The 25,193-nt window shown below is 64.4% G+C and carries 19 protein-coding genes; 10 read left to right on the top strand and 9 right to left on the bottom strand.

Annotated elements, in window-relative coordinates; genetic code table 11:
- Positions 1–205 precede the first annotated feature (205 nt).
- The 4 genes from DCG74_RS06035 to DCG74_RS06020 all read right to left on the bottom strand — a co-directional run bounded on the left by DCG74_RS06035 (position 206) and on the right by DCG74_RS06020 (position 4,532).
- Positions 206–1,045 (bottom strand): M48 family metallopeptidase, encoded by an 840-nt coding sequence (locus DCG74_RS06035; protein ID WP_172787915.1) that lies wholly within the window; start codon positions 1,043–1,045, stop codon positions 206–208.
- A 216-nt stretch (positions 1,046–1,261) separates the two neighbouring features.
- Complete coding sequence (locus tag DCG74_RS06030) at positions 1,262–2,590, bottom strand: polyhydroxyalkanoate depolymerase (protein ID WP_172787916.1); 1,329 nt, start codon at positions 2,588–2,590, stop codon at positions 1,262–1,264.
- A 121-nt stretch (positions 2,591–2,711) separates the two neighbouring features.
- Positions 2,712–3,530 carry an ABC transporter permease gene (locus DCG74_RS06025; RefSeq protein ID WP_172787917.1) on the bottom strand — a complete coding sequence of 273 codons (819 nt, stop codon included), beginning with the start codon at positions 3,528–3,530 and terminating at the stop codon, positions 2,712–2,714.
- A gap of 198 nt (positions 3,531–3,728) precedes the next feature.
- Complete coding sequence (locus DCG74_RS06020; protein ID WP_172787918.1) at positions 3,729–4,532, bottom strand: ABC transporter ATP-binding protein; 804 nt, start codon at positions 4,530–4,532, stop codon at positions 3,729–3,731.
- A 119-nt stretch (positions 4,533–4,651) separates the two neighbouring features.
- Between DCG74_RS06020 and DCG74_RS06015 the strand changes: the two genes are divergently transcribed.
- Together DCG74_RS06015 and DCG74_RS06010 are read left to right on the top strand one after the other, a co-directional pair.
- On the top strand, positions 4,652–5,974 hold the full coding sequence (locus DCG74_RS06015; RefSeq protein ID WP_172788009.1) for an ActS/PrrB/RegB family redox-sensitive histidine kinase: 1,323 nt from the start codon (positions 4,652–4,654) through the stop codon (positions 5,972–5,974).
- Positions 5,975–6,076: 102 nt separating this feature from the next.
- Positions 6,077–6,631 carry an ActR/PrrA/RegA family redox response regulator transcription factor gene (locus DCG74_RS06010; protein ID WP_271505019.1) on the top strand — a complete coding sequence of 185 codons (555 nt, stop codon included), beginning with the start codon at positions 6,077–6,079 and terminating at the stop codon, positions 6,629–6,631.
- Positions 6,632–6,756: 125 nt separating this feature from the next.
- Here the strand turns inward: DCG74_RS06010 and DCG74_RS06005 are convergent, their stop codons facing one another.
- Positions 6,757–7,245 (bottom strand): MmcB family DNA repair protein, encoded by a 489-nt coding sequence (locus tag DCG74_RS06005; protein ID WP_172788010.1) that lies wholly within the window; start codon positions 7,243–7,245, stop codon positions 6,757–6,759.
- Positions 7,246–7,560: 315 nt separating this feature from the next.
- On the opposite strand from DCG74_RS06005, the gene DCG74_RS06000 reads away from it, so the two are divergent.
- On the top strand, positions 7,561–9,261 hold the full coding sequence (locus DCG74_RS06000) for an alpha-amylase family protein (RefSeq protein WP_172787920.1): 1,701 nt from the start codon (positions 7,561–7,563) through the stop codon (positions 9,259–9,261).
- A 177-nt stretch (positions 9,262–9,438) separates the two neighbouring features.
- Here the strand turns inward: DCG74_RS06000 and DCG74_RS05995 are convergent, their stop codons facing one another.
- Complete coding sequence (locus tag DCG74_RS05995; RefSeq protein ID WP_172787921.1) at positions 9,439–11,037, bottom strand: alpha-amylase family glycosyl hydrolase; 1,599 nt, start codon at positions 11,035–11,037, stop codon at positions 9,439–9,441.
- 161 nt (positions 11,038–11,198) lie between these two features.
- On the opposite strand from DCG74_RS05995, the gene DCG74_RS05990 reads away from it, so the two are divergent.
- On the top strand, positions 11,199–11,879 hold the full coding sequence (locus DCG74_RS05990) for an MBL fold metallo-hydrolase (RefSeq protein ID WP_172787922.1): 681 nt from the start codon (positions 11,199–11,201) through the stop codon (positions 11,877–11,879).
- A 192-nt stretch (positions 11,880–12,071) separates the two neighbouring features.
- On the opposite strand, the gene DCG74_RS05985 is transcribed toward DCG74_RS05990, so the two are convergent.
- Entirely contained in the window at positions 12,072–13,271 is a 1,200-nt protein-coding gene (locus DCG74_RS05985) for a PHB depolymerase family esterase (RefSeq protein ID WP_172787923.1), read from the bottom strand.
- Between the two features lie 127 nt (positions 13,272–13,398).
- Positions 13,399–13,578 (bottom strand): hypothetical protein, encoded by a 180-nt coding sequence (locus DCG74_RS05980; protein WP_172787924.1) that lies wholly within the window; start codon positions 13,576–13,578, stop codon positions 13,399–13,401.
- Positions 13,579–13,918: 340 nt separating this feature from the next.
- Between DCG74_RS05980 and DCG74_RS05975 the strand changes: the two genes are divergently transcribed.
- Both DCG74_RS05975 and DCG74_RS05970 read left to right on the top strand, forming a co-directional pair.
- Positions 13,919–15,154: an LLM class flavin-dependent oxidoreductase gene (locus tag DCG74_RS05975; protein ID WP_172787925.1), complete on the top strand. Its 1,236-nt coding sequence runs from the start codon at positions 13,919–13,921 to the stop codon at positions 15,152–15,154.
- Between the two features lie 242 nt (positions 15,155–15,396).
- Positions 15,397–16,773 (top strand): cytochrome P450, encoded by a 1,377-nt coding sequence (locus tag DCG74_RS05970; RefSeq protein WP_172787926.1) that lies wholly within the window; start codon positions 15,397–15,399, stop codon positions 16,771–16,773.
- Between the two features lie 226 nt (positions 16,774–16,999).
- On the opposite strand, the gene DCG74_RS05965 is transcribed toward DCG74_RS05970, so the two are convergent.
- Entirely contained in the window at positions 17,000–17,839 is an 840-nt protein-coding gene (locus DCG74_RS05965; RefSeq protein WP_172787927.1) for an SDR family NAD(P)-dependent oxidoreductase, read from the bottom strand.
- Positions 17,840–18,015: 176 nt separating this feature from the next.
- Here DCG74_RS05965 and DCG74_RS05960 point away from each other — a divergent pair, with 176 nt between their 5' ends.
- The 4 genes from DCG74_RS05960 (at position 18,016) to DCG74_RS05945 (ending at position 25,128) form a co-directional block, all read left to right on the top strand.
- Positions 18,016–18,981, top strand: a complete 966-nt coding sequence (locus DCG74_RS05960; RefSeq protein ID WP_172787928.1) for a sensor histidine kinase — start codon at positions 18,016–18,018, stop codon at positions 18,979–18,981.
- A gap of 439 nt (positions 18,982–19,420) precedes the next feature.
- Positions 19,421–21,157 carry a bifunctional diguanylate cyclase/phosphodiesterase gene (locus DCG74_RS05955; protein WP_172787929.1) on the top strand — a complete coding sequence of 579 codons (1,737 nt, stop codon included), beginning with the start codon at positions 19,421–19,423 and terminating at the stop codon, positions 21,155–21,157.
- 255 nt (positions 21,158–21,412) lie between these two features.
- A complete protein-coding gene (locus tag DCG74_RS05950) occupies positions 21,413–22,855 on the top strand; it encodes a sigma-54-dependent Fis family transcriptional regulator (protein WP_172787930.1) in 1,443 nt (480 codons plus the stop codon).
- A 245-nt stretch (positions 22,856–23,100) separates the two neighbouring features.
- Positions 23,101–25,128 (top strand): acyl CoA:acetate/3-ketoacid CoA transferase, encoded by a 2,028-nt coding sequence (locus DCG74_RS05945; RefSeq protein ID WP_172787931.1) that lies wholly within the window; start codon positions 23,101–23,103, stop codon positions 25,126–25,128.
- Positions 25,129–25,193: the final 65 nt, after the last annotated feature.

Raw genomic sequence — 25,193 nt, 5'->3', positions numbered from 1 at the left:
TAGTCAGGCAAACGGCGCAATCGTCGCGAAATGTGGCGAGAATCGAGCGAGACGCGGTGATGTCCCTTCACCCTCCACTGTCATTCCCCGCGAAGGCGGGGATCCAGTACGCCGCGGCCTATCGATTCAATTACCAAGGCCTCTGGAATACTGGATCGCCCGCCTGCGCGGGCGATGACACCTCCCAAGGTGCCATCAGCGAACCCTAATCCTCGACGCCGTACCGATGCAGATCGTTGCCGTAGGTGTCGAGCCACTTCTTGGCGCGCTCCATCGACGGGCAGACCTTGCCGCAGACGCGCCAGAACCGCGCCGAATGATTCATCTCGACGAGATGGGCGACCTCGTGCGCGGCGAGGTAGTCGAGCACGAAGGGCGGGGCGAGGATCAGGCGCCAGGAGAACGACAGCGAGCCCGCCGAGGTGCAGGAGCCCCAGCGGCTGGACTGATCGCGGATCGAGAGCCGCTTGACCCTGACGCCGAGCTCGGCGGCGTAGGCTTCCGCCGAGCGCTGCAGGTCGCGGCGGGCCTCGCGCTTGAGGAAGTCGCTGACGCGGCGGTCGACATGCTCGAGGCCGCCGGCGACGCAGAGAATGCGCTCACCGCTGTCGCGCATCTCGGTCCACACCGTGCCGCGCTGACCGGCGCGATGAACGATGCGATGCGCCGTGCCGCGCAGCGGTATCACCGTGCCCGGCTGGAACGGCGCGGCCTTCGGCAAGCGGCCGAGACGCGCGGCAATCCACGCACCGTGACGCTGTGCGAAGTCTTTTGCTTCGGCAAGCGTGCCGCGCGGCGGCATGGTGAGGATGGCTTCGCGGTCGCTCGGATGAATTCTGAGCGTGTAGCGGCGCGCTCGGCGGTGCCGACGCAGCCGAATCGCAAAAAATTGCGATCCGTGGGTGATGACGAGGGTCTTTGGTTCGTGGGGCCGACGATAGAGGAGTGCGCGAGTGGCCATGTCTGTCAGTCCGGGGGGCAGGAGAGCGCCCGGATTCTGCCATAACCGCCGCCAGGGAAAGCGCTCGGCGCAAAAACAAATCATTTGCCCAATATACAGCGGTCCGGCGTCCGGGAGACCCTACAGACTGGGGTTGGAACCGGCTTTTTTCGCCCCCGCTGGACGCATGCGACACCCCCAAGGGGTGAGGGTAGACTCACTCCTATAAAGCTACCTAAATACCGCGAATCTGGCGGGAACTTGCCCCTGCCGAAGGCCTTGGCAGGGGCCGAAATTTCGACGGGAAAGCCGAAATTCAGGTTATTCAGCCGCGAGGGCCTGCAACGAAGCAGGATTCGCAGCCGAAACCATGAAGTCGTGAATCCGCGGCACGATCTCCGACTTGAATCGCGATCCGTTGAACACGCCGTAATGTCCGACGCCCTTCTGGACGTAATGAACGCGGCGATGATCGGGAATCGCGCTGCACAATGTGTGCGTCGCTTCGGTCTGACCGAGACCGGAGATGTCGTCGTTCTCGCCTTCGACCGTCATCAACGCGACGCGCTTGACCTTGGAAGGATCGACGCGGGTTCCGCGATGGGTCATCTCGCCCTTGGGCAGCGAGTGCTTCACGAACACGGTGTCGACGGTCTGCAGGTAATACTCGGCCGGCAGATCCATCACCGCGAGATATTCGTCGTAGAAGTCGCGATGCTTGTCGACGAGGTCGCCGTCGCCCTTCACCAGATGGGCAAACAGCTGCTTGTGGGCATCCATGTGCCGGTCGAGATTCATGCTGATGAAGCCGTTGAGCTGCAAGAATCCCGGATAGACGTCGCGCATCATGCCCGGATGCGGAAACGGCACCTTGGTGATGACGTGGTTGCGGAACCAGTCGATACCGCGCTCCTGGGCGAGGTTGTTCACCGCGGTCGGATTGCGGCGGGTGTCGATCGGGCCGCCCATCAGCGTCATCGAGGTCGGCACGAACGGATCGCGCCGCGCTTCCATGATCGAGACGGCCGCGACGACGGGCACGGAGGGCTGGCACACCGCCATCACATGGGTGTTGCCGCCGAGCACATGCAGCATCTCGATGACATAGTCGATGTAGTCGTCGAGATCGAAGCGGCCATCGCTCAAGGGCACCATGCGGGCATCGGCCCAATCGGTGATGTAGACCTCATGCGCCGGCAGGAAGGCCTCGACCGTGCCGCGCAGCAGCGTCGCATAATGGCCGGACATCGGCGCCACGATCAGCACGCGCGGCTGCGGGCTGCGCAACGGACGGGCGAACTTGCGATCGAAGTAGAGCAGCTTGCAGAACGGCTTTTCCCAGACCGAGCGGATCTCGACGGGGACGCGGATGCCGTTGACCTCGGTGTCGTTGAGGCCCCATTCCGGCTTGCCGTAGCGGCGCGTGGTGCGCTCGAACAATTCGCAGGCCGCGGCGACCGACTTGCCGACCTCGGTACGCGACCAGGGATTGAGGGGATTCTGAAACAGCAGCTTGGTCGCGTCGGTGACCGCACGAGCCGGATTGAGAGAGGCGTGCGCCATCTCGTACATCCAGTACATCGGCGTCGTCAGGACTGGACTGCCTTCTGCCGCCAGGGGCGGCGCGCCGCCGAACTCACCAATGGGCATCGTTAATATCCTCTTCGCATCGCAGCATACTGCCGAATGCGTAATATTGCGTCAATCCATGGTTCCGTACATCTACGTGCCCGAAACGCCCAAACCAGCCTGAATCCACGGGAAAGTGACGTTATTCACCGCCGGACAGCAGCGAGCCGTGCCGCTTTGCGCTGCGCAAAAGGGCAAGGAATGCCCCAAAAGATGCAACCAAAAGGATCGCGTTGATCACCAACGCCTCCAGCATCAGATCGGTCCTAAAAGTCTGCTCGATCAGCAGCGCGCGCATTCCCTCGAAGGCGTAGGTCGGCGGCAATGCCCAGGCGACGTATTGCAGCCAGACCGGCAACACGCTGACGGGATAGTAGACGCAGGCGAGTGGCAGGATCGCGAACATCAACGTCCAGACGATGCTCTCGGCGCCGAGGCCATTTCGCAGCACGAGGCCCGAGACGAAGATGCCGACCGACCAGCTCGTGAAGATCAGATTGCAGAAGAACGCGATCAACGGCAGGCCAAGGGCATAGACGTTGAAGTGAAACAGGAACAGCGCAAGCAGCGTCATCGGAATAATCCCGATCGCAAGCCGGATCAGGCTCATGACCATCAGCGACAGCAGAAACTCGATCGGCCTCAAGGGGCTCATCATGAGATTGCCGATGTTGCGCGCCCACATCTCCTCCAGGAAGGAGATGGAGAAGCCGAGCTGGCCGCGGAACAGGATGTCCCAGAGGATGACGGCGCCGATCAGCGTGCCGCCGGCGCGCGCGAAGAAGTTGGCGTTCTCGGCGATGTAGTATTGGAGAAAGCCCCAGGTGATGACCTGCAGCGCCGGCCAATAGAGCAGCTCGAGCAGCCGCGGCCAGGACGACAGCAGCAGATACCAATAGCGCAGGATCATCGCGCCGATGCGGTGCACGGAGATGCCGCGGGCGAGGGAGAGGTCATTCATATCGACGCCGCGTACCCAGGAGGAGCTCGTCATCCCGGGGCGCGACGAAGTCGCGAGCCCGGGATCCATAGCCACAGGATCGAATTTGGCGAAGACTCGGAGTTGACCGTCTCGCCCGACTACAGCGGCCTGTGGTTATGGATTCCGGGCTCGCGCTCCGCGCGCCCCGGAATGACGAGGACCGACATAGGAGCCCCCTCATCGCACCGCCTCCTTCGCGCCGTTTGCCCGGCCGCGGGCGACGTCCAGAAACACCTCCTCCAGCGTGGTGCGGTTGTAGCGGGCCATGATCGCCTCGGGCGTATCGTCGTCCTCGATGCGGCCGCGCTTCATGATGATGACGCGGTCGCAGAGCCGCTCGACCTCGAGCATGTTGTGCGAGGCGAGGAGAATGGTGGCGTTGTTGTCCCGGCGGTACTGCTCCAGATGCGCCCGCACCCAGTCGGCGGTATCGGGGTCGAGCGAGGCGGTCGGCTCGTCCAGGAGCAGCAGCTCGGGCTGGTTGATCAGCGCCTTCGCCAGCGCAACGCGGGTCTTCTGCCCGGCGGAGAGCTTGCCGTTGGCGCGGTCGATGAAATCGCCGAGGTCGAGATCGGCGGCGAGCCTGGTAATGCGCTCAGTGAGGTTCTTCACGGCATAGAGCTTGCCGAACACGGTGAGGTTCTGCCGCACCGTGAGCCGCATCGGCATGTCGACATAGGGGCTCTCGAAATTCATCCGTCCCAGCACGGACGCGCTCTCGTCGGGCATCTCATGACCGAGCACCTGCACGCGGCCGGAGGTCGGCAGCACCAGGCCCATGATCATCGCGATGGTCGTGGTCTTGCCGGCGCCATTGCCGCCGAGAAGCCCCGTGATGCTGCCGCGCGGCAGCGAAAAGGAGATGTCGTCGACGGCGCGGGTCTGCTTGTAGACCTTGACGAGGTGCTCGACCGCAATTGCCGCGGACGAATTTCGATCCGCGACAGTCGGCCGACTTGAAGCCTTGCCATTCTCGGTCATGCTGGCCGTTCTTCTGCTATTGCATCGGCGAGCGCAAGGCTTGATGTAAGGGCTCCTCCGCGGGCGGTTCCGCAAGCCCAGCGTTCGTGACCTTGGAAGGCGCCGCTACATTGGCCGATATGACCGAAATTGCCGATTCCGACTTCCGCCACGCGCAGCGGCATATCCGGCTGGACACGATCCTGCGGCTGCGCTGGCTCGCGGTGCTGGGCCAGCTCGCGGCGATCTTCATCGTGGCCCAGGGGCTGGAGTTCAACGTCGAGATCATCCCCTGCGTCAGCATCATCGCGCTGTCGGCGGCGCTCAACCTCGCGCTCCAGACCGCGGCCAATCCGATGCGGCGGCTGGAGCCGCTGCAGGCGGCCGGCCTTCTCGCGCTGAACATCGTCGAGCTGGCGGGCCTGTTGTTCTTCACCGGCGGGCTGCAGAACCCGTTCTCGTTCCTGTTCCTCGCGCCCGTGCTGATCTCGGCCACGGCGCTGCCGGCCCGCTTCACCTTCGGCCTCGGCCTGCTCGCAGTGGCCTGCGCGTCGGTGCTGTTCTTCTATCATTTTCCGCTGCCGTGGGATTCCGACGATCCCCTGGTGTTGCCGCCGATCTATCTCGTCGGCGTCTGGCTCTCGATCGCGCTCGCGATCGGCGTCACCAGCCTCTACTCGTTCCAGGTGACCGAGGAGGCGCGCAAGCTCGCGGACGCGCTGGCCGCGACCGAGCTGGTGCTGACGCGCGAGCAGCACCTGACCCAGCTCGACGGCCTTGCTGCCGCGGCCGCGCACGAGCTCGGCACGCCGCTCGCGACGATCTTCCTGATCTCGCGCGAGCTGGAAAAAACCGTGAAGGACGCGAGCATCGCCGCCGACCTGAAGACCTTGCGCGAGCAGACCCAGCGCTGCCGCGACATCCTCAGCAAGATCACCCAGCTCTCCTCCACCGGCGCGCCGTTCGACCACATGAAGCTGTCGGAGCTGATCGAGGAGGTGGTGGCGCCGCACCGCGATTTCGGCGTCGAGATCAAGGTGCGGATCGCGGTGGCCGCGGCGGCCGAGCCGGTCGGCTCACGCAATCCCGCGATCCTCTACGGCATCGGCAACATCGTCGAGAACGCGGTCGATTTCGCCCGCACCACGGTCGAGGTGAATGCCTGGTGGAACAATGACCATATCGAGCTCTTGATCTCCGACGACGGACCCGGCATTCCGCCCGATATCCTCAACCGGATCGGCGAGCCCTATCTGTCGCGGCGGCGCTCCCAGGACGACGGCGGCGGCGAACGGCGCGGCCTCGGCCTCGGCGTGTTCATCGCGCGCACCTTGCTGGAACGCACCGGCGCCAAGGTCTCGTTTACCAACCGGATCTTTCCGGACCATGGTGCGGTGGTGCAGATCACATGGCCGAGACAGCGTTTTGAGGCTATCGAGACGCTCGAAGAAACAATAGGATAGCCGCGACCTTGCGTCGCACAACGGGCCGGGTCGACCATTTGCTGCCTTGGCACCGCGCGATTGCGACGCCATATGTCAATGTGCTGGAGAGAGGACACAACCTTGAACGCCATTGCCGAACTGAACGAACAGACCGACCGCTCGCTTCTCATCGTGGAAGACGACAAGCCGTTTCTGGAGCGGCTGTCGCGCGCCATGGAGACACGGGGCTTTGCCGTCACGTCATGCGACACGGTGTCGGATGGCCTTGCGCAGATCGGCAAATCGGCGCCCGCCTTCGCGGTGGTGGATCTGCGGCTCGGCGACGGCAACGGCCTCGACGTGGTCTCGGCGCTGAAGAAGAAGCGCCCGGATGCACGCGCCATCGTGCTGACCGGCTACGGCAACATCGCCACTGCGGTGACCGCGGTGAAGATGGGCGCGATCGATTATCTCTCCAAACCGGCGGATGCCGACGACGTCGTCGCCGCGCTGCTGTCGACCAACACCGAGAAATCCGAGCTGCCGGCCAACCCGATGTCGGCCGACCGCGTCCGCTGGGAGCACATCCAGCGCATCTACGAGATGTGCAACCGCAACGTCTCGGAAACGGCGCGCCGGCTCAACATGCACCGCCGCACCTTGCAGCGGATCCTGGCCAAGCGCGCGCCGAGGTAAAGGTGTCGGTAGGGTGGGCAAAGGCGCGCAGCGCCGTGCCCACCGTGTCTCTCCTATCATGATCGACTAGTTTGGTGGGCACGCTACGCTTTGCCCACCCTACGGCACCTTTTTTGCGGCGCCTGCTATTCCCAAAAATCCGCGTGGCCCTGCGGATCGACCAGGCGGTTGATCCGCAGGGCCGCCGCCATCGCGAACCGTACCGTCATCTGCTTGCGCGTGGCGGCCGCGAGCTTGTGCTCGGGCGCCTCGCAATGCAGGTGCGCGCCGTAGGCGTCGGCGATGATCAGGCCGGTGTCTTCGGGGAAGATCTCGCACGGCAGATCCTGCGTGAAGGCGAAGAACAGCCGGTCGCAATGAGCGCGGTATTCGTGCCATTTCTGGTCGGCGCGCAAATCCTCGACCGACGACTTGATCTCGACGATCCAGATCTCACCGCGCTCGTTCAGCGCGACGAGATCGGCACGCCGGCCCGACGGCAGCGGCAATTCGCTGATGCAGGAGAAGCCGAGCGAGCGCAGCAGACGCGCGGTGCCGCGCGCGATGGCGAGCGCCGTCTCCGACTGGCGGCGATCCGGCGGCGGCACGAGGGTGATGCGGGCGGTGTTGTCCATGGCGGGGAGGATAGCCGATTCCATCTCGCCCGTCATTCCGGGGCGCGCGCAGCGCGAGCTATGATGCGCAATTGCGCATCTGAGAATCCATAGCCACGGGGCGACGTGTGGGGCAAAGCGGGTAACTCCGAGTCTTCGCAAAATTGCTGCCTGTGGTTATGGGTCCTCAGATGCGCAATTGCGCATCATAGCTCGCGCTGCGCGCGCCCCGGGACGACAGCGAGTGTGACGTGAGAGCGCGGAACCGCGCTCGGCCTTAACACTTATCACGCAGCCGCCGCACCCGGGCGGAACCACCCACCGAGCGGCTCGCGCATGATCGACGATCTCTGGTACAAGAACGGCGTGATCTATTGCCTGTCCGTCGGCTCCTATATGGACGCCAACGGCGACGGCGTCGGCGATTTCAAGGGCCTGTTGCGGCGGCTGGATTATCTGCACGGGCTCGGCATCACCACGATCTGGCTGATGCCGTTCCAGACCTCGCCCGGGCGCGACGACGGCTACGACATCGCCGACTATTACAGCGTCGATCCTCGCTACGGCACGCTCGGCGATTTCGTCGAGTTCACCCATGGCTGCAAGCAGCGCGGCATCCGCGTCATCATCGACCTCGTCGTCAACCACACCTCGGACCAGCACCGCTGGTTCAAGGAAGCGCGGCGCGACAAGACCTCGCCCTATCGCGACTGGTACGTCTGGTCGGACAAGAAGCCGGCCGGTGCCAACAAGGGCATGGTGTTTCCCGGCGTGCAGAAATCGACCTGGACGCGCGACAAGGAATCGGGCGCGTATTACTTCCACCGCTTCTACGATTTCCAGCCGGATCTCAACACCTCGAACCCGCATGTGCAGGCCGAGATCCTGAAGATCATGGGCTTCTGGATCCAGCTCGGCGTCTCCGGCTTCCGCATGGACGCCGTGCCCTTCATCATCGCCACCAAAGGCGCGAAGGTGAAAAAGCCGGTCGAACAATACGACATGCTGCGCGCCTTCCGCGAATTCCTGCAATGGCGGCAGGGCGACGCCATCATTCTCGCCGAAGCCAACGTGCTGCCGAAGACGGACATGAAGTATTTCGGGCGCGACGGCGATCGCATGCACATGATGTTCAACTTCCACGTCAACCAGCACCTATTCTACGCGCTGGCATCCGCGGATGGCCGTCCGCTAGCGAAGGCGCTGAAAGCAACAAAACCGCGGCCGGCGACGGCGCAATGGGGCCTGTTCCTGCGCAATCACGACGAGCTCGATCTGGGGCGGCTGACCAAGACCCAGCGCGACACCGTGTTCAAAGCGTTCGGACCCGACAAGGACATGCAGCTCTACGACCGCGGCATCCGCCGGCGGCTCGCGCCGATGCTGGGCGGCGACCGCAGGCGGCTCGAGCTCGCCTACAGCCTGATGTGCACGCTGCCGGGGACGCCCGTGATCCGCTACGGCGACGAGATCGCGATGGGCGACGATCTCTCCTTGCCCGAGCGCAATTGCGCGCGCACGCCGATGCAATGGTCGACCGAGCCGCATGGCGGCTTCACCAAGAGCGACAAGCCCGCATGTCCCGTCATCGACGAGGGCCCTTACGGCTTTCCGCACCTCAATGTCGCAAAACAGCGGCGCGATCCGAACTCCATGCTGAACTGGACCGAGCGCATCATCCGCATGCGGAAGGAAGTGCCCGAGGTCGGCTGGGGCGATTTCACCATCATTCCCGTGCGCGATCCCGCGGTGTTCATCATGCGCTACGATTGGCGCAACAATTCGGTGCTGTTCGTGCACAATCTCGACGAGAAGCCGCGCGAGGTCGCGTTCTCGACAGGGCTGTCGGGCGAGACCGGCGCGCACCTGATCAATCTGCTCGCGGAGGACCACAGCCACGCCGACAAGCGCGGCCAGCATCGCATCGTGCTGGAGCCATACGGCTACCGCTGGTATCGCGTCGGCGGGCTGGACTATCTGTTGAAGCGCAGCGATATCGACGACGACGCCATGGACGGGAAGAAGCATCCGGGGTGAGGTCGAGACGCCGTCGCTAGCTCCGCTGTTTCAACGATCGTCATTGCGAGCGCAGCGAAGCAATCCAGAATCTTTTCAACGGAAAGACTCTGGATTGCTTCGTCGCAAGGGCTCCTCGCAATGACGGGGAGATAGCGGTGGCCACCTTCTCCGCCGTTCTCCCGGCGAAAGCGACGCCTACGGCGACGCCACCACCACGCCCTCATTGCCGCGCAGGTTCAGCACGCCTTCGATCTCCTCACCTTCGCGATCCAGGAACGTCGACAGCAGGATGCTGCTGCCGAAACGGATCGCGCTGGTGGTCACCGCGACCGGATCGGGGCCGAGATTGAGCGCCACGATCACGGCCTTGCCGGCGGCCTCGCGGCGGTAGATCAGGAGATCGCCTTGCGCGGCGATCGGATGATAATCGCCTGCGACCAGCGGGGGACAGCTCTTCCGCAAGCCGATCAGGCGCTTGTAGAGGCTGAGGATGGAGCGCGCATCGGATTCGAGATTAGCGACGTTCTCGCGGATGTGGTCCTCCGGCAGCGGCAGCCACGGCCTTGCTTGCGAAAAGCCGGCGAAGTTCGAGGAATCCCATTGCATCGGCGTGCGGCAGCCGTCGCGGCCAACTCCGATGCCGGGCACGTTCTTCTCGAAGGGATCGCGCACGTCCTCCGGTGCGATCGCGAGCTGGTGCATGCCGATCTCGTCGCCGTAATAAAGCGTCGGCGTGCCGCGCAGCGTCAGCAGCAGCATGGCGGCAACGCGGGCCTGCTCTGGCCCGACGCGGCTCGCGACGCGCGGGCGATCGTGGTTGCCGAGCACCCAGTTCGGCCAGGCACCGCGCGGCAGCGCCTTCTCGTAATCCTCGATGATCTTTTCGATCGAGCGGGCGCTCCAGAAGGTCGAGAGCAGCGCGAAATTGAACGGCATCTGCGCGCCGGTGAGATCGTTGCCGTAATAGGCCATGAGCCGGTGCAGCGGCAGATAGATCTCGCCGATCAGGACGCGCGCGCCATAGGAATCTGTGACACGCCGCATCTCGGCGATGACATCGTGCACCTCCGATTGGTCGGTGGAATATTGCGTCAGGATCCTCTCGTTCGGCGGGCGGCCCTCGACATAATGCGGGTTGGGCGGGTTGTCGCGGAATTCGGCGTCCTTGATCAGGTGCCAGATCACGTCGACGCGAAAGCCGTCGACACCCCGGTCCAGCCAGAACCGCATCACGTCGTAGATCGCGGCGCGGACGTCCGGATTGCGCCAGTTGAGATCCGGCTGCTGGGCGAGGAAGGCGTGGTAGTAATATTGGCCGGTGGCCTCGTCGAACGCCCAGGCGCTGCCGCCGAACTCGGACAGCCAATTGTTCGGCACGCCGCCGCCTTCTGCCGGATCGCGCCAGATGTACCAATCGCGCTTGGGATTGTCGCGCGAGGACCGGCTCTCGACGAACCAGGGGTGCTGGTCGGAGGTGTGGTTCGGCACGAGGTCGAGGATCAGCTTCAGGCCATTGTCATGGGCGGCCGCGAGCAATGCGTCGAAATCCGCCATCGTGCCGAACAGCGGCTCGATGCCGACATAGTCCGAGATGTCGTAGCCGAAATCCGCCATCGGCGAGGGAAAGATCGGCGACAGCCAGATCGCGTCGACGCCGAGCGATTTGACGTAAGGCAGCCGCTGCAGGATGCCGGCGAGATCGCCGACGCCGTCGCCGTTCGAGTCCTGAAACGAGCGCGGATAGATCTGATAGAAGATGCCGTCGCGCCACCAATTCTCGTTGTCGTGAGCCATGCCGAAGACCACCCAAATCCGCCGCCTTGCGCGGGAGAACGCGACAGCAACGCCCCGGTTCAAATTGGCAGGCCAATTGGGACGGCCGTGTGACGGTTGTTCCCCGGCGCGGGCACGAATCTTTTGCTTGGCGGCCCGGCAAAAATCGGCATTGTGAGGCCATGACCGAGCAAAACGACACCCAAGAATCCCGGCAAGCCAAGGCGGGCGCGATCATCGTTCCCGTGACGCTGTTCGAGCAGAACTGCACCATCATCTGGGACGAGCCTTCCAAGAAGGCCGTGGTGATCGATCCCGGCGGCGACGTGCCGAAGATTCTGGATGCGATCAAGCAAACCGGCGTCACCGTGGAGAAGATCTGGCTGACCCATGGCCATATCGATCACGTCGGCGGCGCAGCCGAGCTGCGCGATGCGCTGAAGGTGCCGATCGAGGGTCCGCATGTCGCGGACAAGTTCCTGCTCGACAACGTCGTGGCGAGCGGCGCGCGCTTCGGCATGACCGGAGGACGCGATTTCACGCCCGACCGCTGGCTCGACGAGGGCGAGCGCGTGTCGATCGGCGACCTGCACTTCGACATCCTGCATTGCCCGGGCCACTCGCCGGGCAGCGTAGTGTTCTTCAACAAGGATCTGCGCTTTGCCCATGTCGGCGACGTGCTGTTCGCCGGCTCGGTCGGGCGCACCGACCTGCCCGGCGGCAGTCACGCCACGCTGATCGACTCGATCAAGACGAAATTGCTGCCGCTCGGCGACGACGTCGGCTTCATCTGCGGCCATGGCGCCGGCTCGAGCATCGGCCAGGAGCGGATGACCAATCCGTTCATCACCGGCGAGATGTGAGGCGCTACAAACTCCGCTGTCATCCCGGACAAGCGCAAGCGCAGATCCGGGATCCATAACCACAGGGAGATGTGGTTACGGGACTCGGAGTTACCTCTTCGTGCCCAACTTTGTCCTGTGGCTATGGGTCCCGGATCTGCGCGCGCTTGAGGCGCGCTTGTCCGGGACGACGGCTGAATGTGTGTCGACCAACTACTTCATCAATCCCGCGGCCGTCAGCGCGCGGGTGATGATCTGGCCGAGATCGAAGCCGCGCGCCATTTCGCGTCGCGGCTCGGCCGGCTCTGCGGCAACCGCGGTGCGGATCGAGCGGGCGAGATGCGGCGCAGGCGAGAGCGCCGGTTTCGCGGCAGGTTTCGTAGCGGACTTCATGGCAGGCTTGGCCTCCGCCTTCTTCGTGGCGGCGTCCGGAATCCAGCCGGTGAGGCCGAAGAACTTAGCGATGTGATAGGACGATGAGATGCCGGCCTCGATCAGGAAGGCGCCTTCGATGCCGTAGCGCTGATCGTTGTCGGCCAGCCCAAGCGGCGTGCCGTGCGCCATGTCGGTGATGGCAAAGGACTCGACCAGCGTCTCGCCGTCCTTGTCCCACCAGGCCTGGCGCGGATAGCCGTCGACATTGGTCTCCGCCATCGGCACTTCGGGCAGACCGTGCAGGTCCAGCCACTGCTTGACGATCTCGTTGGCATTGCCGGGATTGACGGTGCGGTCGGCGCTGCCGTGCCACACCGAAACCCTCGGCCATGGCCCGCGATGATCGGAGGCGCTGCGCACGAGATCGCCGAGCTCGCGCCCAGGACGCGCCGGAGAATGAAACATGCCGTCGAGCGCCTCGCGCAGATTGGAGGCGATGCCGTAAGGCAGCCCGGCAATGATCGCGCCCGCGGTAAAGACTTCCGGATAGGTCGCGAGCATCACCGAGGTCATGCCGCCGCCGGCCGACAGGCCGGTGATGAAGACGCGCCTGGGATCGATGCGATGCGCCTTCACCATGTGCGCGATCATCGCGCGGATCGAACGCGGCTCGCCGCTGTCCCGCGCGGTGTCCTCCGGATTGAACCAGTTGAAGCAGATGTTGGCGTTGTTGATGCGCTGCTGCTCGGGCATCAGCAGCGCAAAGCCGTAATGCTGCGCGAGCGTCGACCAGCCCGCGCCGAGATCGTAACCGGCCGCCGTCTGCCCGCAGCCATGCAGCACGACGACGAGCGCGCGCGGCCGCTGCAATTGCGCCGGCACGAACGCGAACATGCGCAAGGCGCCGGGATTGTCGCCGAAGCCAGTGACCTCCTGCAGCGGGCTGAATCCACCTGCACCGCGGCCGGGCTCGGCGAAGCGCAGTCCGTCCAGCCTGGGCAGACGTCTCAAGAGATCGATATTTCTGGCTAACGACACGGCAATGTCCTGGTGGGCGACGTTCAACGTCCAGCCCAACCAGATAGTTGCTGCGTTGCAAAATAAAAAGACCGTGCGCTGTCGATCTCGGTGAAATTCGCGGGAAGACCGCAGGATTCCGCAGGTATTAACAGCAATGCCTCGACTTCTTGCAGAGGCGCGGCGCATCCGCGCCGGAAATGCGGCGCGGGGTCACGGTTAATGTCACAAACAGCGCGAGCGAGACGAGAAAGGCTACGCGTGCTGATTGCGGCCATTCCGGCCGCATTTCCGATCTGATCGTCGCGCCATAGCTGAAGACGATCATCCTGGGCGCCAGCGCGTGCGCCTCTTCATTCGATCGCAGATCGCTTCGCCTCTCCGCGAGTCCGATATCGCTTGAGCGACGCCCTCTCGACACGTCATTGCGAGCGCAGCGAGCAATCCAGAGTCTTGCCGCGGAGATACTCTGGATTGCTTCGCTGCGCTCGCAATGACGGCGTGGCACCATCGAGACACTGAATTACATCAGCCCCCGCTGAGGCTCCCCTCCTCGCTTCGGCGCATGCCTGCATTCCACCACGCGGGACATCGCGTGATTGCGTTCGTGCCGTCAGGCACGTAGCCTGACACGACCAACAAACAGAAAATTCAGCCGGAGAGAACACATGGCGCGCCTGAAGTTCGGAGCCTTTCTTGCCCCGCATCACCCGATCGGGGAGCATCCGATGCTGCAGTTCCGGCGCGATCTCGACCTCGTCGAGCAGCTGGATGCGCTCGGCTATGACGAGTTCTGGTGCGGCGAGCATCATTCCTCGGGCTGGGAGATGATCGCCTCGCCCGAGATGTTCCTGGCCGCGGCCGGCGAGCGCACCAAGCGGATCAAGCTCGGCACCGGCGTGGTGTCGCTGCCCTATCACCATCCCTTCAACGTCGCCCAGCGCATGGTGCAGCTCGATCACATGACCGGCGGCCGCGCCATTTTCGGCTCCGGACCGGGCGCGCTCGCCTCCGATGCGCACACGCTCGGCATCGATCCGATGACGCAGCGCGATCGCCAGGACGAGGCGATCGGCGTGATCCGCCGCCTCTTCAACGGCGAGCGCGTCACCGCCAGGAGCGACTGGTTCACCATGAACGACGCCGCGCTGCAGATCCTGCCCTTGCAGGAGGAGATGCCGTTCGTGGTGGCCTCGCAGATCTCGCCCTCCGGCATGACGCTGGCCGGCAAATACGGCATCGGCATCATCTCGCTGGGCTCGATGACGACGCAGGGCCTGATGTCGCTGCAGCAGCAATGGCAGTTCGCCGAGGATGCCGCCAAGAAGCACGGCACCAAGGTCGATCGCGCCGACTGGCGCGTGCTCTTGACCTGGCACATCGCGGAGACGCGTGAACAAGCCCGACGCGAGGCCGGCGCGGGCCTGATGCGCTGGCACAACGAATATAATGTCGGCACGCTGCAGCGGCCGGGCCTCACCGCGTTCTCCTCGCCCGACGAGGCCGTCGACAAGACCGCCTTCGTCGAGGGCGCGGCGTCCACCATCGGCACGCCCGACGATCTCGTCAAAACCATCAAGAACGTGATGCAGGTCTCCGGCGGCGTCGGCGCCATCATCGGCTTCGTGCACGACTGGGCCAATCCGGAAAACACACGCCGAAGCTGGGACATGGTGGCGCGCTACGTCGTGCCCGAGATCAACGGCTACATCGACGGGCTGCGGAGGTCGCAAAAATTCGTGATCGAGAACCGCGCGATCTTCGAGCGTGCGGGCCAGGCCGTGATGGCCAAGATCATGGAGAACGAGAAGGCCGCCGAGGCGCTGAAGGTCACCGGCCCCGGCCGCGTCGCCATTCCCGCCGTCAACGCGCCGGATCTGCAGAAGGAAGCGGCGAAGCGGTAGGGCGCCCCGCTCGTCGTCCCGGGGCGCGCGCAGCGCGAGCCCGGGACCCATAACCACAGGATGCGGATTTTCGAAGACTCGCAGCTACCAGCCTCGCACCACAACTTCTCCCTGGGGTTATGGGTCCCCGCCTTCGCGGGGACGACGGCGGTGGGTGTGACGATTTTGTGCGCAAGACGACCGCAGCTCATCGCGGCCAGACCGTGCTATGCTCGCCGAGCCAGCCAATCGGAGCGATCGTCATGTCGATGCAGAATTTGGCCGCCCCTGCGCTTCCGTTCACTCCGCCGCGGCGCAACGAGCTGACCCACATTCCCGGCGACGAAGGCTGGCCGATCATCGGCAAGACCTTTCAGGTGCTCGCCGATCCCAAGGGCCACATCGAAGCGAACGGCGCCAAGTACGGCCTGGTCTACCGCACGCATTTTTTCGGCGAGACCAATGTCGTGCTGCTCGGGCCCGAGGCCAACGAGCTCGTGCTGTTCGACCAGCAGAAGCTGTTCTCCTCGACTCATGGCTGGGACAAGGTGCTGGGGCTGTTGTTTCCGCGCGGATTGATGCTGCTGGATTTCGAGGAGCATCGCCTGCATCGCAAAGCGCTCTCGGTCGCCTTCAAATCCGGGCCGATGAAGTCCTATCTCGGAGATCTCGACCGCGGCATTTCCGCGCGCGTCGCGCAATGGAAGGCCAAGCCGGGCGAGATGCAGCTTTATCCGGCGATGAAGCAGCTCACACTCGATCTCGCCGCGGCCTCGTTCCTCGGCGCCGATATCGGGCCCGAGGTCGACGAGATCAACCGCGCCTTCATCGACATGGTGGCGGCCGCCGTCACCCCGATCCGCCGTCCCCTGCCCGGCACCCAGATGGCGCGAGGGGTGAAGGGACGCAAGCGCATCATCGCCTATTTCCGCGAGCAGATTCCGCTGCGACGCGGCAATCACGGCGGCGACGATTTGTTCTCGCAGCTCTGCCGCGCCACCCATGAGGACGGCGCGCTGCTGTCGGACCAGGACATCATCGACCATATGAGCTTCCTGATGATGGCCGCGCACGACACGCTGACCTCGTCGCTGACCTCCTTCATCGGCGAGCTCGCCGCCAATCCGGACTGGCAGGACCGGCTGCGCGCGGAGGTGCTCGCGCTCGGTCTCGTCTCCGGCGCGCCGACCAGCTTCGACGATCTGGAAAAGATGCCGCTGACCGAGATGGCATTCAAGGAAGCGCTGCGGATCAAGCCGCCGGTGCCGTCGATGCCGCGCCGCGCGATGCGCGATTTCAGCTTCAAGGGTTTTGCGATCCCCGCCGGCACGGCGGTCGGCATCAACCCGCTTTATACGCACCACATGAAGGAGATCTGGCCGGAGCCGGACCGTTTCGATCCCCTGCGCTTCACCGAGGACGCGCAGCGCGGCCGCCACCGCTTCGCCTTCGTGCCGTTCGGCGGCGGCGCGCATATGTGCCTCGGCCTGCACTTCGCCTACATGCAGGCGAAATGTTTCGCGCGGCATTTCCTGGAGAACATCGAGGTGTCGCTCGCGCCAGGCTACAAGCCGGACTGGCAGATGTGGCCGATCCCGAAGCCGCGAGACGGGCTGCGGGTGCGAGTGAGGGCGGTTTAGCGTCACCACCGTGATTGCGAGCGAAGCGAAGCAATCCAGACTGTCTCCCCGGAAACAGTCTGGATTGCTTCGTCGCAAGGGCTCCTCGCAATGACGGAAGCCTAGTCTCGTAGGGTGGGCAAAGCGAAGCGTGCCCACCATGCCTCGCCGGATTCAAACATCGATGGTGGGCACGGCGCGCCAAGAGCGCGCCTTTGCCCACCCTACGGCACCGTCGGTGGGGCTTCTACGCCCCCTGATCGAACGCCTTGCGCAGGGCCACATAGCCCTGCTGCTGCTGGCTCCAATTGCGGCCGCCGGTCATGGCGCCGTCGACGACGAGGTCGTGGCCGTTGATGAAGCTGGATTCGTCGCTGGCCAGGAACACTGCGGCCTGCGCGATGTCGTCGGGCAGGCCGGCCCGCGGGATCGGCTGCGCGGTCTTGTAGACCTCGCGCATCACTGCCGGCGTCTTCTCGGCGGCATCGGTCGAGAGCCCCAGCGCCTTGCCGAAGATGCCGGTCGCGATCGCACCGGGCGAGATCGCGTTGACGCGGACGTTGGATTCGCCGAGCTCCATCGCCACGCATTTGGTGAGGTGGATCACCGCCGCCTTGGCCGCACTATAGACCATCGACGACGAGAAGCCGGCGAGGCGGCCAGCAATGCTGCCATTGTTGATGATGCTGCCCGCGCCCTGCTTCTTCATGTAGGGCGCGGCGTGCTTCATGCCGAGCATGACGCTGCGCACCAGCGTCGCCATGGCCGCATCGAACCGCTCGACCTCGAGGCCCTCGATGCCGCCGGTCTGTGCCGGCCCGCCGGCATTGTTGAACAGGCAATCGATCCTGCCGAACTTGTCCACCGCGAGCGCGATCAGCGCCTGCATCTGCGCTTCGACGGTGACGTCGGTCTGACGGAAGATGCAACTCTCCCCGAGTTGCTTCGCCAACGCCTCGCCTTCCGGCACGCGCCGACCCGCGATCACAATTTTGGCACCTTCGGCAACGAAGACTTCCGCAGTGCGCAATCCGATGCCGCTCGTCGCTCCCGTAATCACCGCAACCTTGCCGTCCAGCCTGCCCATGGAATGTTCCTGTTTTCGAGCGATTTGATGCCAAATGGCGAATGCCGGCCGCCGTCGCCGCAGCGGTCACTATCCCTGCCCGCTTCCGACAAGGCAAGCTATGCTTGGACGAGCGGCATGCGTAACATCCTCGCGGGCCGCTCGATCGTCGTACGCCCATCGCAACCGGGCAGCGCATGAAGAAGCTGATCGACGAGTTCCGCAAGGGCTGGCAGGGTACGGCGCCGCCTTCGCTCGGTCTGAGCATCGGCTTTGCGGTGGTCTGCCTGTTGGGTGCAACCCTGGTCCGCTGGGGCCTCGCTCAGGTTCGTCCCGACATCTATTTCACGCCCTACTTCCCAGCCGTGTTCTTTGCTGCGGCCCTGGGCGGCTTCCGGATCGGCATCGTGACGGCGCTCGTCGGCGGCGTGCTCGGCGTCGTCCTCAATTTCGGCGATGCTTTTGCCGATCGCGCGCGGTTTGCCCTGCTGGCGCTTTACTGGGCCGTGTGCGCGATGACCATCTGGGGTGTCGAGCATTATCGCACCATGCTGGCCGAGCAGCGCCGAATTTCCAAACGCCTGATCGAGGAAGAAGATTATCGCAAGCTGCTGGTCGAGGAGCTCCAGCACCGGCTGAAGAACAAGCTGTCCACGGTGCATGCCGTGCTGCACCAGGTGCTGCACGACCAGCCGCAGGTCTGGGCCCGGGTCGATCCGCGGCTGCGCTCGCTGGCCGCAACCGACGATTTGATCTCGCGGATCGACAAGGCCGGCTGCGACATCCGTGACCTCCTGATCTCCGAGCTCGGGCCTTACGGCCATGTCCGCTTCACGCTCAACGGCGAGCGGCTGTTCCTGCCGCCGAAGCTCGCGGTCACGCTGTCATTGATGTTTCACGAGCTAGCCACCAATGCGGGCAAGTACGGCGCATTCTCCGCCCCGCGCGGTCTGTTGCAGGTGTCATGGACCATCATCGACGACCGCCTGACCGTCACCTGGGACGAAACCGAAGGACCGAGCGTGGACAAGGTGTCGGAGCCCGGCTTCGGCACCAAGCTCTTGAAATCGGCACTCTCGGCGTTCGACGGCAGGACCGAGATCTCGTATCTGAAAACCGGTCTGCATTGCATCATGCAGTGTCGAATTCCACGAAGCGAATAGAACATCGCGACATGAAAGGTGTAATCCTTCCCCCCGCTTGCGCGGTGGCGCAATCGCGTGCGGCATTTGCGCGACCTGAGCAAGCGCCTCGTCCTTCGAGACGACCGCTTCGCGGTCTCCTCAGGATGAGGCTAAGCGGCCTCGGTGTTCGCTGAAACTGGCGCAGCGCACTCCGCTCCTCATCCTGAGGGTCCGCCGACGGCGGGCGTCTCGAAGGATGGCCGCAGGCGAAATCGCACCCACGCGCGTACCTCGCGCTGTTTTGCTGAGCGCGTTGACGCTCTGTTAATGACGATCGTCGGCGCGCGTCGGATCGTCGCAAGTTTTCTCCAAAACACCCCCGTATTTCTCCCGACCCCTTAACCAAACTTAAGAGGGAACCGCGGAAGATCGCGCCCATTGCTAAAGGCGCGCTCAAACAACAAGATTCATGACTTCTATGAACGACAATCGATATTCCGGCGCGACTGAAGCCGAGCTCGGTTTTCTCAAGGAAATCGTTAGAATGCTGCCGGCCGGCCTCACCGTGCAGGACGCGAATGGCGAACTGCTGCTGGTCAACGATGCCGCCGCCGCGCAGCTCGGCCTGGATGGCAGCCGTCCTTCACCCGATCTGACGCCGCGCCGCGAAGCCTGCCGGCAGGCCCTGAGCGCCGGCCAGCCGGTCGTGACCGAGGAAGCGCTTCACGCCGGCGCCGCGCGAAAGGTGCTGCTCACGACTCATCGTCCGGTTCGTCTCGACGGACGCGAGCTCCTGATCTCGGCATCCTCCGACATCACCGAGCAGAAGAACTTCGAGGACCAGCTGTTCCGCTCGGCCTATTTCGACGAGCTGACCGGGCTGCCCTCGCGGCGCGTGATCGAGCACCGCGCCAATGCCCTGCTCGCGCGCGACCGCGGCGACGAACGCTTTGCGCTGGCCTTTCTCGACGTCGACAATTTCAAGCACATCAACGACTATTACGGCCACGCCGTGGGCGACGCGCTGCTGGTCGAACTGTCGAAGCGGCTCGGACGTGACTTGCGCGATTCCGACATGCTCTCGCGCATCTCCGGCGACGAATTCCTGCTGCTGCTGTCACCGATCCAGGGACAGGAGGAAGTCGCCGAATTCATGCAATCGACGCTGGAGCGCCTGACCGCGCCGTTCTTCATCGACCATTCGGAAGTGTTCGCCTCGACCTCGGTCGGCATCAGCCTCTATCCCGACCATGGCAGCAGCTTCGAGACGCTGCGGCAGAACGCGGACATCGCGATGTACCGCATCAAGAACAACGGCAAGGGACTGGCCGCTTTCTTCGATGCCAGCATGGAGCGCGAGGCGCAGGCGCGGATGAAGGTCGAGCAGTCGCTGCGGCTCGCGATCCTGGAAAAGCGCTTCTGCTGCGCCTTCCAGTCCAAGGTCGACATCCGCACGCAGGCTGTGAAAGGCATCGAGGCCTTGGTGCGCCTGCGCGACGACGAAGGCGTGATCCAGGCGCCCGGCTCGTTCATCAATCTTGCCGGCGAGCTCGGCCTGATCGACGAGCTGACCCATCTCGTGCTCGCCGAGATCGTCAAGTCGATCGACCTGATCAACGACACGTTCGGCCCGGAGGCGACCATCAGCATCAACGTCGCCGCCAAGCAGGCCGGCAATCCCGAGTTCATGCGCAGCTTTGCGCAAGCGCTGGACGAGACCGGCTTTCCGCAGCGGTTCATGATCGAGGTGACGGAAGACGCCTTCGTCGCCAAGAATCACTTCCAGGCTGAGATCCTGCCGATGTTCCGCAAGCTCGGCGTCGGCATCTCGATCGACGATTTCGGCACCGGCTATTCCTCGCTCTCGGCGCTCGCCGACATCACCGCCGACGAGATCAAGATCGACCGCTCCTTCATCACCGACATCCATAAGCGTCCGCGCAGCCAGGGCATCCTGCGCGCGATCGAATCCTTGAGCGAGGCGCTCGGCATGACGGTGATCGCCGAAGGCCTCGAATCCTACGAGGAGCTGGCCTATCTGCAGGCCGCCACCAAGATCCGCTACGCGCAGGGTTATTACTTCTCGCGGCCGATCTTCCTGGAGGAGCTGAAGCTCGCAACGCCCTCCTCAAGCGAGGCGCGGGTCAGCGTGGCAAGCCGCCCGGCGCAACAGAACCGCCAGGGCTATTCCCGGGCGAGCGGGTATCGGCGGTAGGGGCAGCGCAACACATCCCGCTGTCGTCCCGGGGCGCGCAAAGCGCGAGCCCGGGACCCATAACCACAGAGCGCAGTTGCTGCGCGACGCTCCCACTCAGAGTCTTCGCCAAATTGCTCCCTGGGGGTATGGGTCCCGGGCTCGCTTCGCGCCCCGGGACGACAGCAATTGCTGGAGCTGGCTTCAATCCCCATTTCCCCCTTTGAAATCGCTACACTTTTGGTAATACACAGGCGGACCTCCCCGAGGTATTTCATGCCTGCCGCTTCCTCCTCGATCAGCGATCCCGCCTATCTCCGTGCGCGCGCGATGGAGACGCTGTTCGAGCGGCTGGAGAAGCTCTGCGAGGGCGCGATTGCGATCGATCGCGGCGGACGCGTCGTCTACGTCAACGAGAAATATCTTGCAGCCCTCGGCCTCAACCACCCCAGCGAGGCGATCGGCCGGTCGATCGAGGAGGTCATCCCGAACAGCTTGATGCGGAGGGTGGCAGAGACCGGCGAGCCGATCCTGCTCGACATCATGGAGCTCGGCGGCGAGCAGCTCGTCGTCACCCGCATGCCGATCGAGGACGAGAACGGGACGGTGATCGGCGCGATCGGCTTCGTGCTCTACGATCATCTCGAAAGCCTGAAGCCCCTGCTCGCCCGCGTCGCCCAGCTCGAGAGCGATCTGCGGCTGGCGCGGCGGCAATTGTCCAACGCCCGCGCGGCGCGTTTCACCTTCGCCGATTTCGTCGGCACGACGCCGGCCATCGCGCGCGCCAAGGAGCTCGCCAGCCGCGCCGCGCGGCAGAGCGTCACGGTGCTGCTCACCGGCGAGACCGGGACGGGAAAGGAGATGCTGGCGCAGGCGATCCACAACGCCTCCTCGCGCGCCGAGAGGCCGTTCGTCAGCGTCAACGTCGCCGCCATCCCCGAGACGCTGATCGAATCGGAGTTCTTCGGCACTGCGCCGGGCGCCTATACCGGCGCCGACCGACGGGGACGCGAGGGCAAATTCCGCATTGCCGACGGCGGCACGCTGTTCCTCGACGAGATCGGCGAGATGCCGCTGCAGCTCCAAGCAAAACTCCTGCGCGTGCTCCAGGAGCGCGAGATCGAGCCGCTCGGCTCGGACAAGATCACCAGGGTCGACGTCCGCGTCATCGCCGCGACCAATGTGGATCTGCGCAAGCGCGTCAGCGACGGCGCATTTCGCGCCGACCTCTACTACCGTCTCAACGTGCTTTCGGTCGACCTGCCGCCGCTGCGCCACTGCCTGGACGATCTCCCTGACATTTGCGCCCGGCTGCTCGACGACATCAGCGCATCGGGCGACTACGTCAAGGCGAAGATCACGCCGAGCGCGCTCGCTGCGCTCGCCCGTTACGATTGGCCGGGCAATGTCCGCGAGCTCCGCAATATCCTCGAGCGCGCGCTGATCCTCAGCGATTCCGGGCGGCTGACCGGCGAGGATGTCGCCCGCATTCTCCCGATCGAGACCGAGGTCAGGCTTGCACCGCCCGAGCGTCCGGCCGGATCGGTGGTGCCCTATGCCGAGGCCGAGGCCGAGTTCGAGAAGCAGACGCTCGAACAGGCGCTCGCCGCCAGCAACGGCCAGATCACCGAAGCCGCCAGGATGCTGCGGATCTCGCGTGCGACCTTCTACAAGAAGCTCGCCAAATTCGGCCTCGCCTCGGGATCGGCGCCCGTCTGAGTTTCGAGACATGGGAGTGTCCGGAGTCTCGGATTCCGGACACCGCATCCGGCCGCTCTTCGGGGGTGAATTGCAGGCAATTGCCGCAGATTTCAGCCGTTTTGCGCGGCACTGCGGGATCTGGCGCGGACCTTGCTATCCGCTTTGCCGTCTTTCCTTCGCGAGGAGCAACCTGTTCCGGGGCAGCTCTTCGCGATAAGATCAAGCAAAACAAGGCCTACGGTCCAGGGAGCGGGAGGAACGCCGTGAGCCATCATCCAGCTCTGCCTTATCTGCGCAACTCCGAGAAGGGCAAGGTCGTCTCGGCGAATGAAGCCGTCATGCTGATCCGCGACGGCGACACGGTGGCGACCGGCGGCTTCGTCGGCATCGGCTTTGCCGAGGAGATCGCGGTCGCGCTGGAGGAGCTCTATCTGTCCCACGAGGGCGATGCGCCCTATACGCAAGGCAAGCCGCGCAACCTGACGCTGGTCTATGCCGCCGGGCAGGGCGACGGCAAGCAGCGCGGCCTCAATCATTTCGCGCATGAAGGCCTGGTGCGGCGTGTGATCGGCGGGCATTGGGGTCTTGCGCCGAAATTGCAGCAGCTCGCGATCGCCAACCAGATCGAGGCCTACAACCTGCCGCAAGGCGTCATCACGCATCTGTTCCGCGACATCGCCGCGCACCGCCCCGGCCACATCACCCGCGTCGGCATGGGCACCTTCGTCGATCCCCGGCACGGCGGCGGCAAGCTGAATGCGCGCACCACCGAGGACCTGGTGGAGCTGATCACGCTGCGCGGCGAGCAGTGCCTGCTCTACAAGACCTTTCCCATCGACGTCGGGATCATCCGCGCCACCACCGGCGATCCCGACGGCAATCTCACCATGGAGAAGGAAGCGCTGACGCTGGAGGCGCTCACCATCGCCATGGCGGCGCACAATTCCGGCGGCATCGTCATCGCCCAGGTCGAGCGCGTCGCCGAGGCCGGCAGCCTCAATCCGCGCCAGGTCAAGATTCCTGGCATCCTCGTCGACTGCGTCGTGGTGTCGAGGCCGGAGAATCACTGGCAGACGTTCGGCACGCAATACAATCCGGCGTTCTCGAGCGAGATCCGCGTCCGCGCCGCCTCGCTGCCGGTGATGCCGATCAGCGAGCGCAAGATCATCGCCCGGCGTGCCGCGCTGGAGCTGAAGGCCAACAGCGTCGTCAATCTCGGCATCGGCATGCCGGAGGGGATCGCTTCGGTCGCCAACGAAGAGCGCATCATCGATCTCATCACGCTGACGGCGGAACCCGGCGTGATCGGCGGCATTCCGGCGAGCGGCATCGATTTCGGCGCGGCGATCAACACGCAGGCGGTGATCGACCAGCCCTATCAGTTCGATTTCTACGACGGCGGCGGCCTCGATGCCGCCTTCCTCGGCCTCGCCCAGGTCGATCGCGTGGGCAACCTCAATGTCAGCAAATTCGGACCGAAGCTTGCCGGGGCCGGCGGCTTCATCAACATCAGCCAGAACGCCAAGGAAGTGATCTTCGTCGGCACCTTCGGCGCGGGCAAGCAGCGCATTGCGGTGAAGGACGGCAGGCTCGCCATCCTCGACGAGGCCAAGTCGCGCAAGTTCGTGGAGAGCGTCGAGCACGTCACCTTCAGCGGCCCGTTTGCCGCCGCGCGCAAGCAGCGCACGCTGTACGTCACCGAGCGTTGCGTGTTCGAGCTCCGGCCGGGCGGGCTCGAGCTCATCGAGATCGCGCCCGGCATCGACATCGAGCGCGACATCCTGCGCCTGATGGATTTCAAGCCGCTGATCCCGCGCGATCCGGCGCTGATGGACTCGCGCATTTTCGGCGACGGGCTGATGGAACTGCGCGAGCGCCTGCTCACGATCCCGCTTGACCAGCGCTTCACGCTGGACGAGCAGCAAAACCTGTTCTTCGTCAACCTGGAACGCTATCCGCTGCGCAGCAAGGCCGAGATCGACACCATCGCTGCCATTGTCGAGGCCCGCCTGGCACCGCTCGGACGCCGGGTCTACGCCATCGTCAATTATGACAATTTTTCCATCCTGCCGGAGCTGATGGACGATTATTCGGCCATGGTCCGCAGCCTCGTCGACCGCTTCTATTCCGGTGTGTCGCGCTACACCACGTCGGGCTTCCTGCGCATCAAGCTTGGCGAAGCCCTGGAGAAGCGCGGCGTCGCGCCGCACATCTTCGAGAGCGCGGAGGAAGCACAGTCGGATCGGCGCCAAGCCGAGGGCGCCGGCGCTGCGCGGCCAGCTCAAAAATGATGCATGTTCGAGAGGCCGAGATGCTCAGGCGGAAGGTTCAATTGCAATGTCTGTAACGTTGTGCA

Origin of the sequence: Bradyrhizobium sp. WBAH42, assembly GCF_024585265.1 — a bacterium.
Classification (GTDB): Bacteria; Pseudomonadota; Alphaproteobacteria; order Rhizobiales; family Xanthobacteraceae; genus Bradyrhizobium.
Note: the sequence above shows the minus strand (reverse complement) of the source record. Positions and strands in the feature narration are given on the sequence as shown.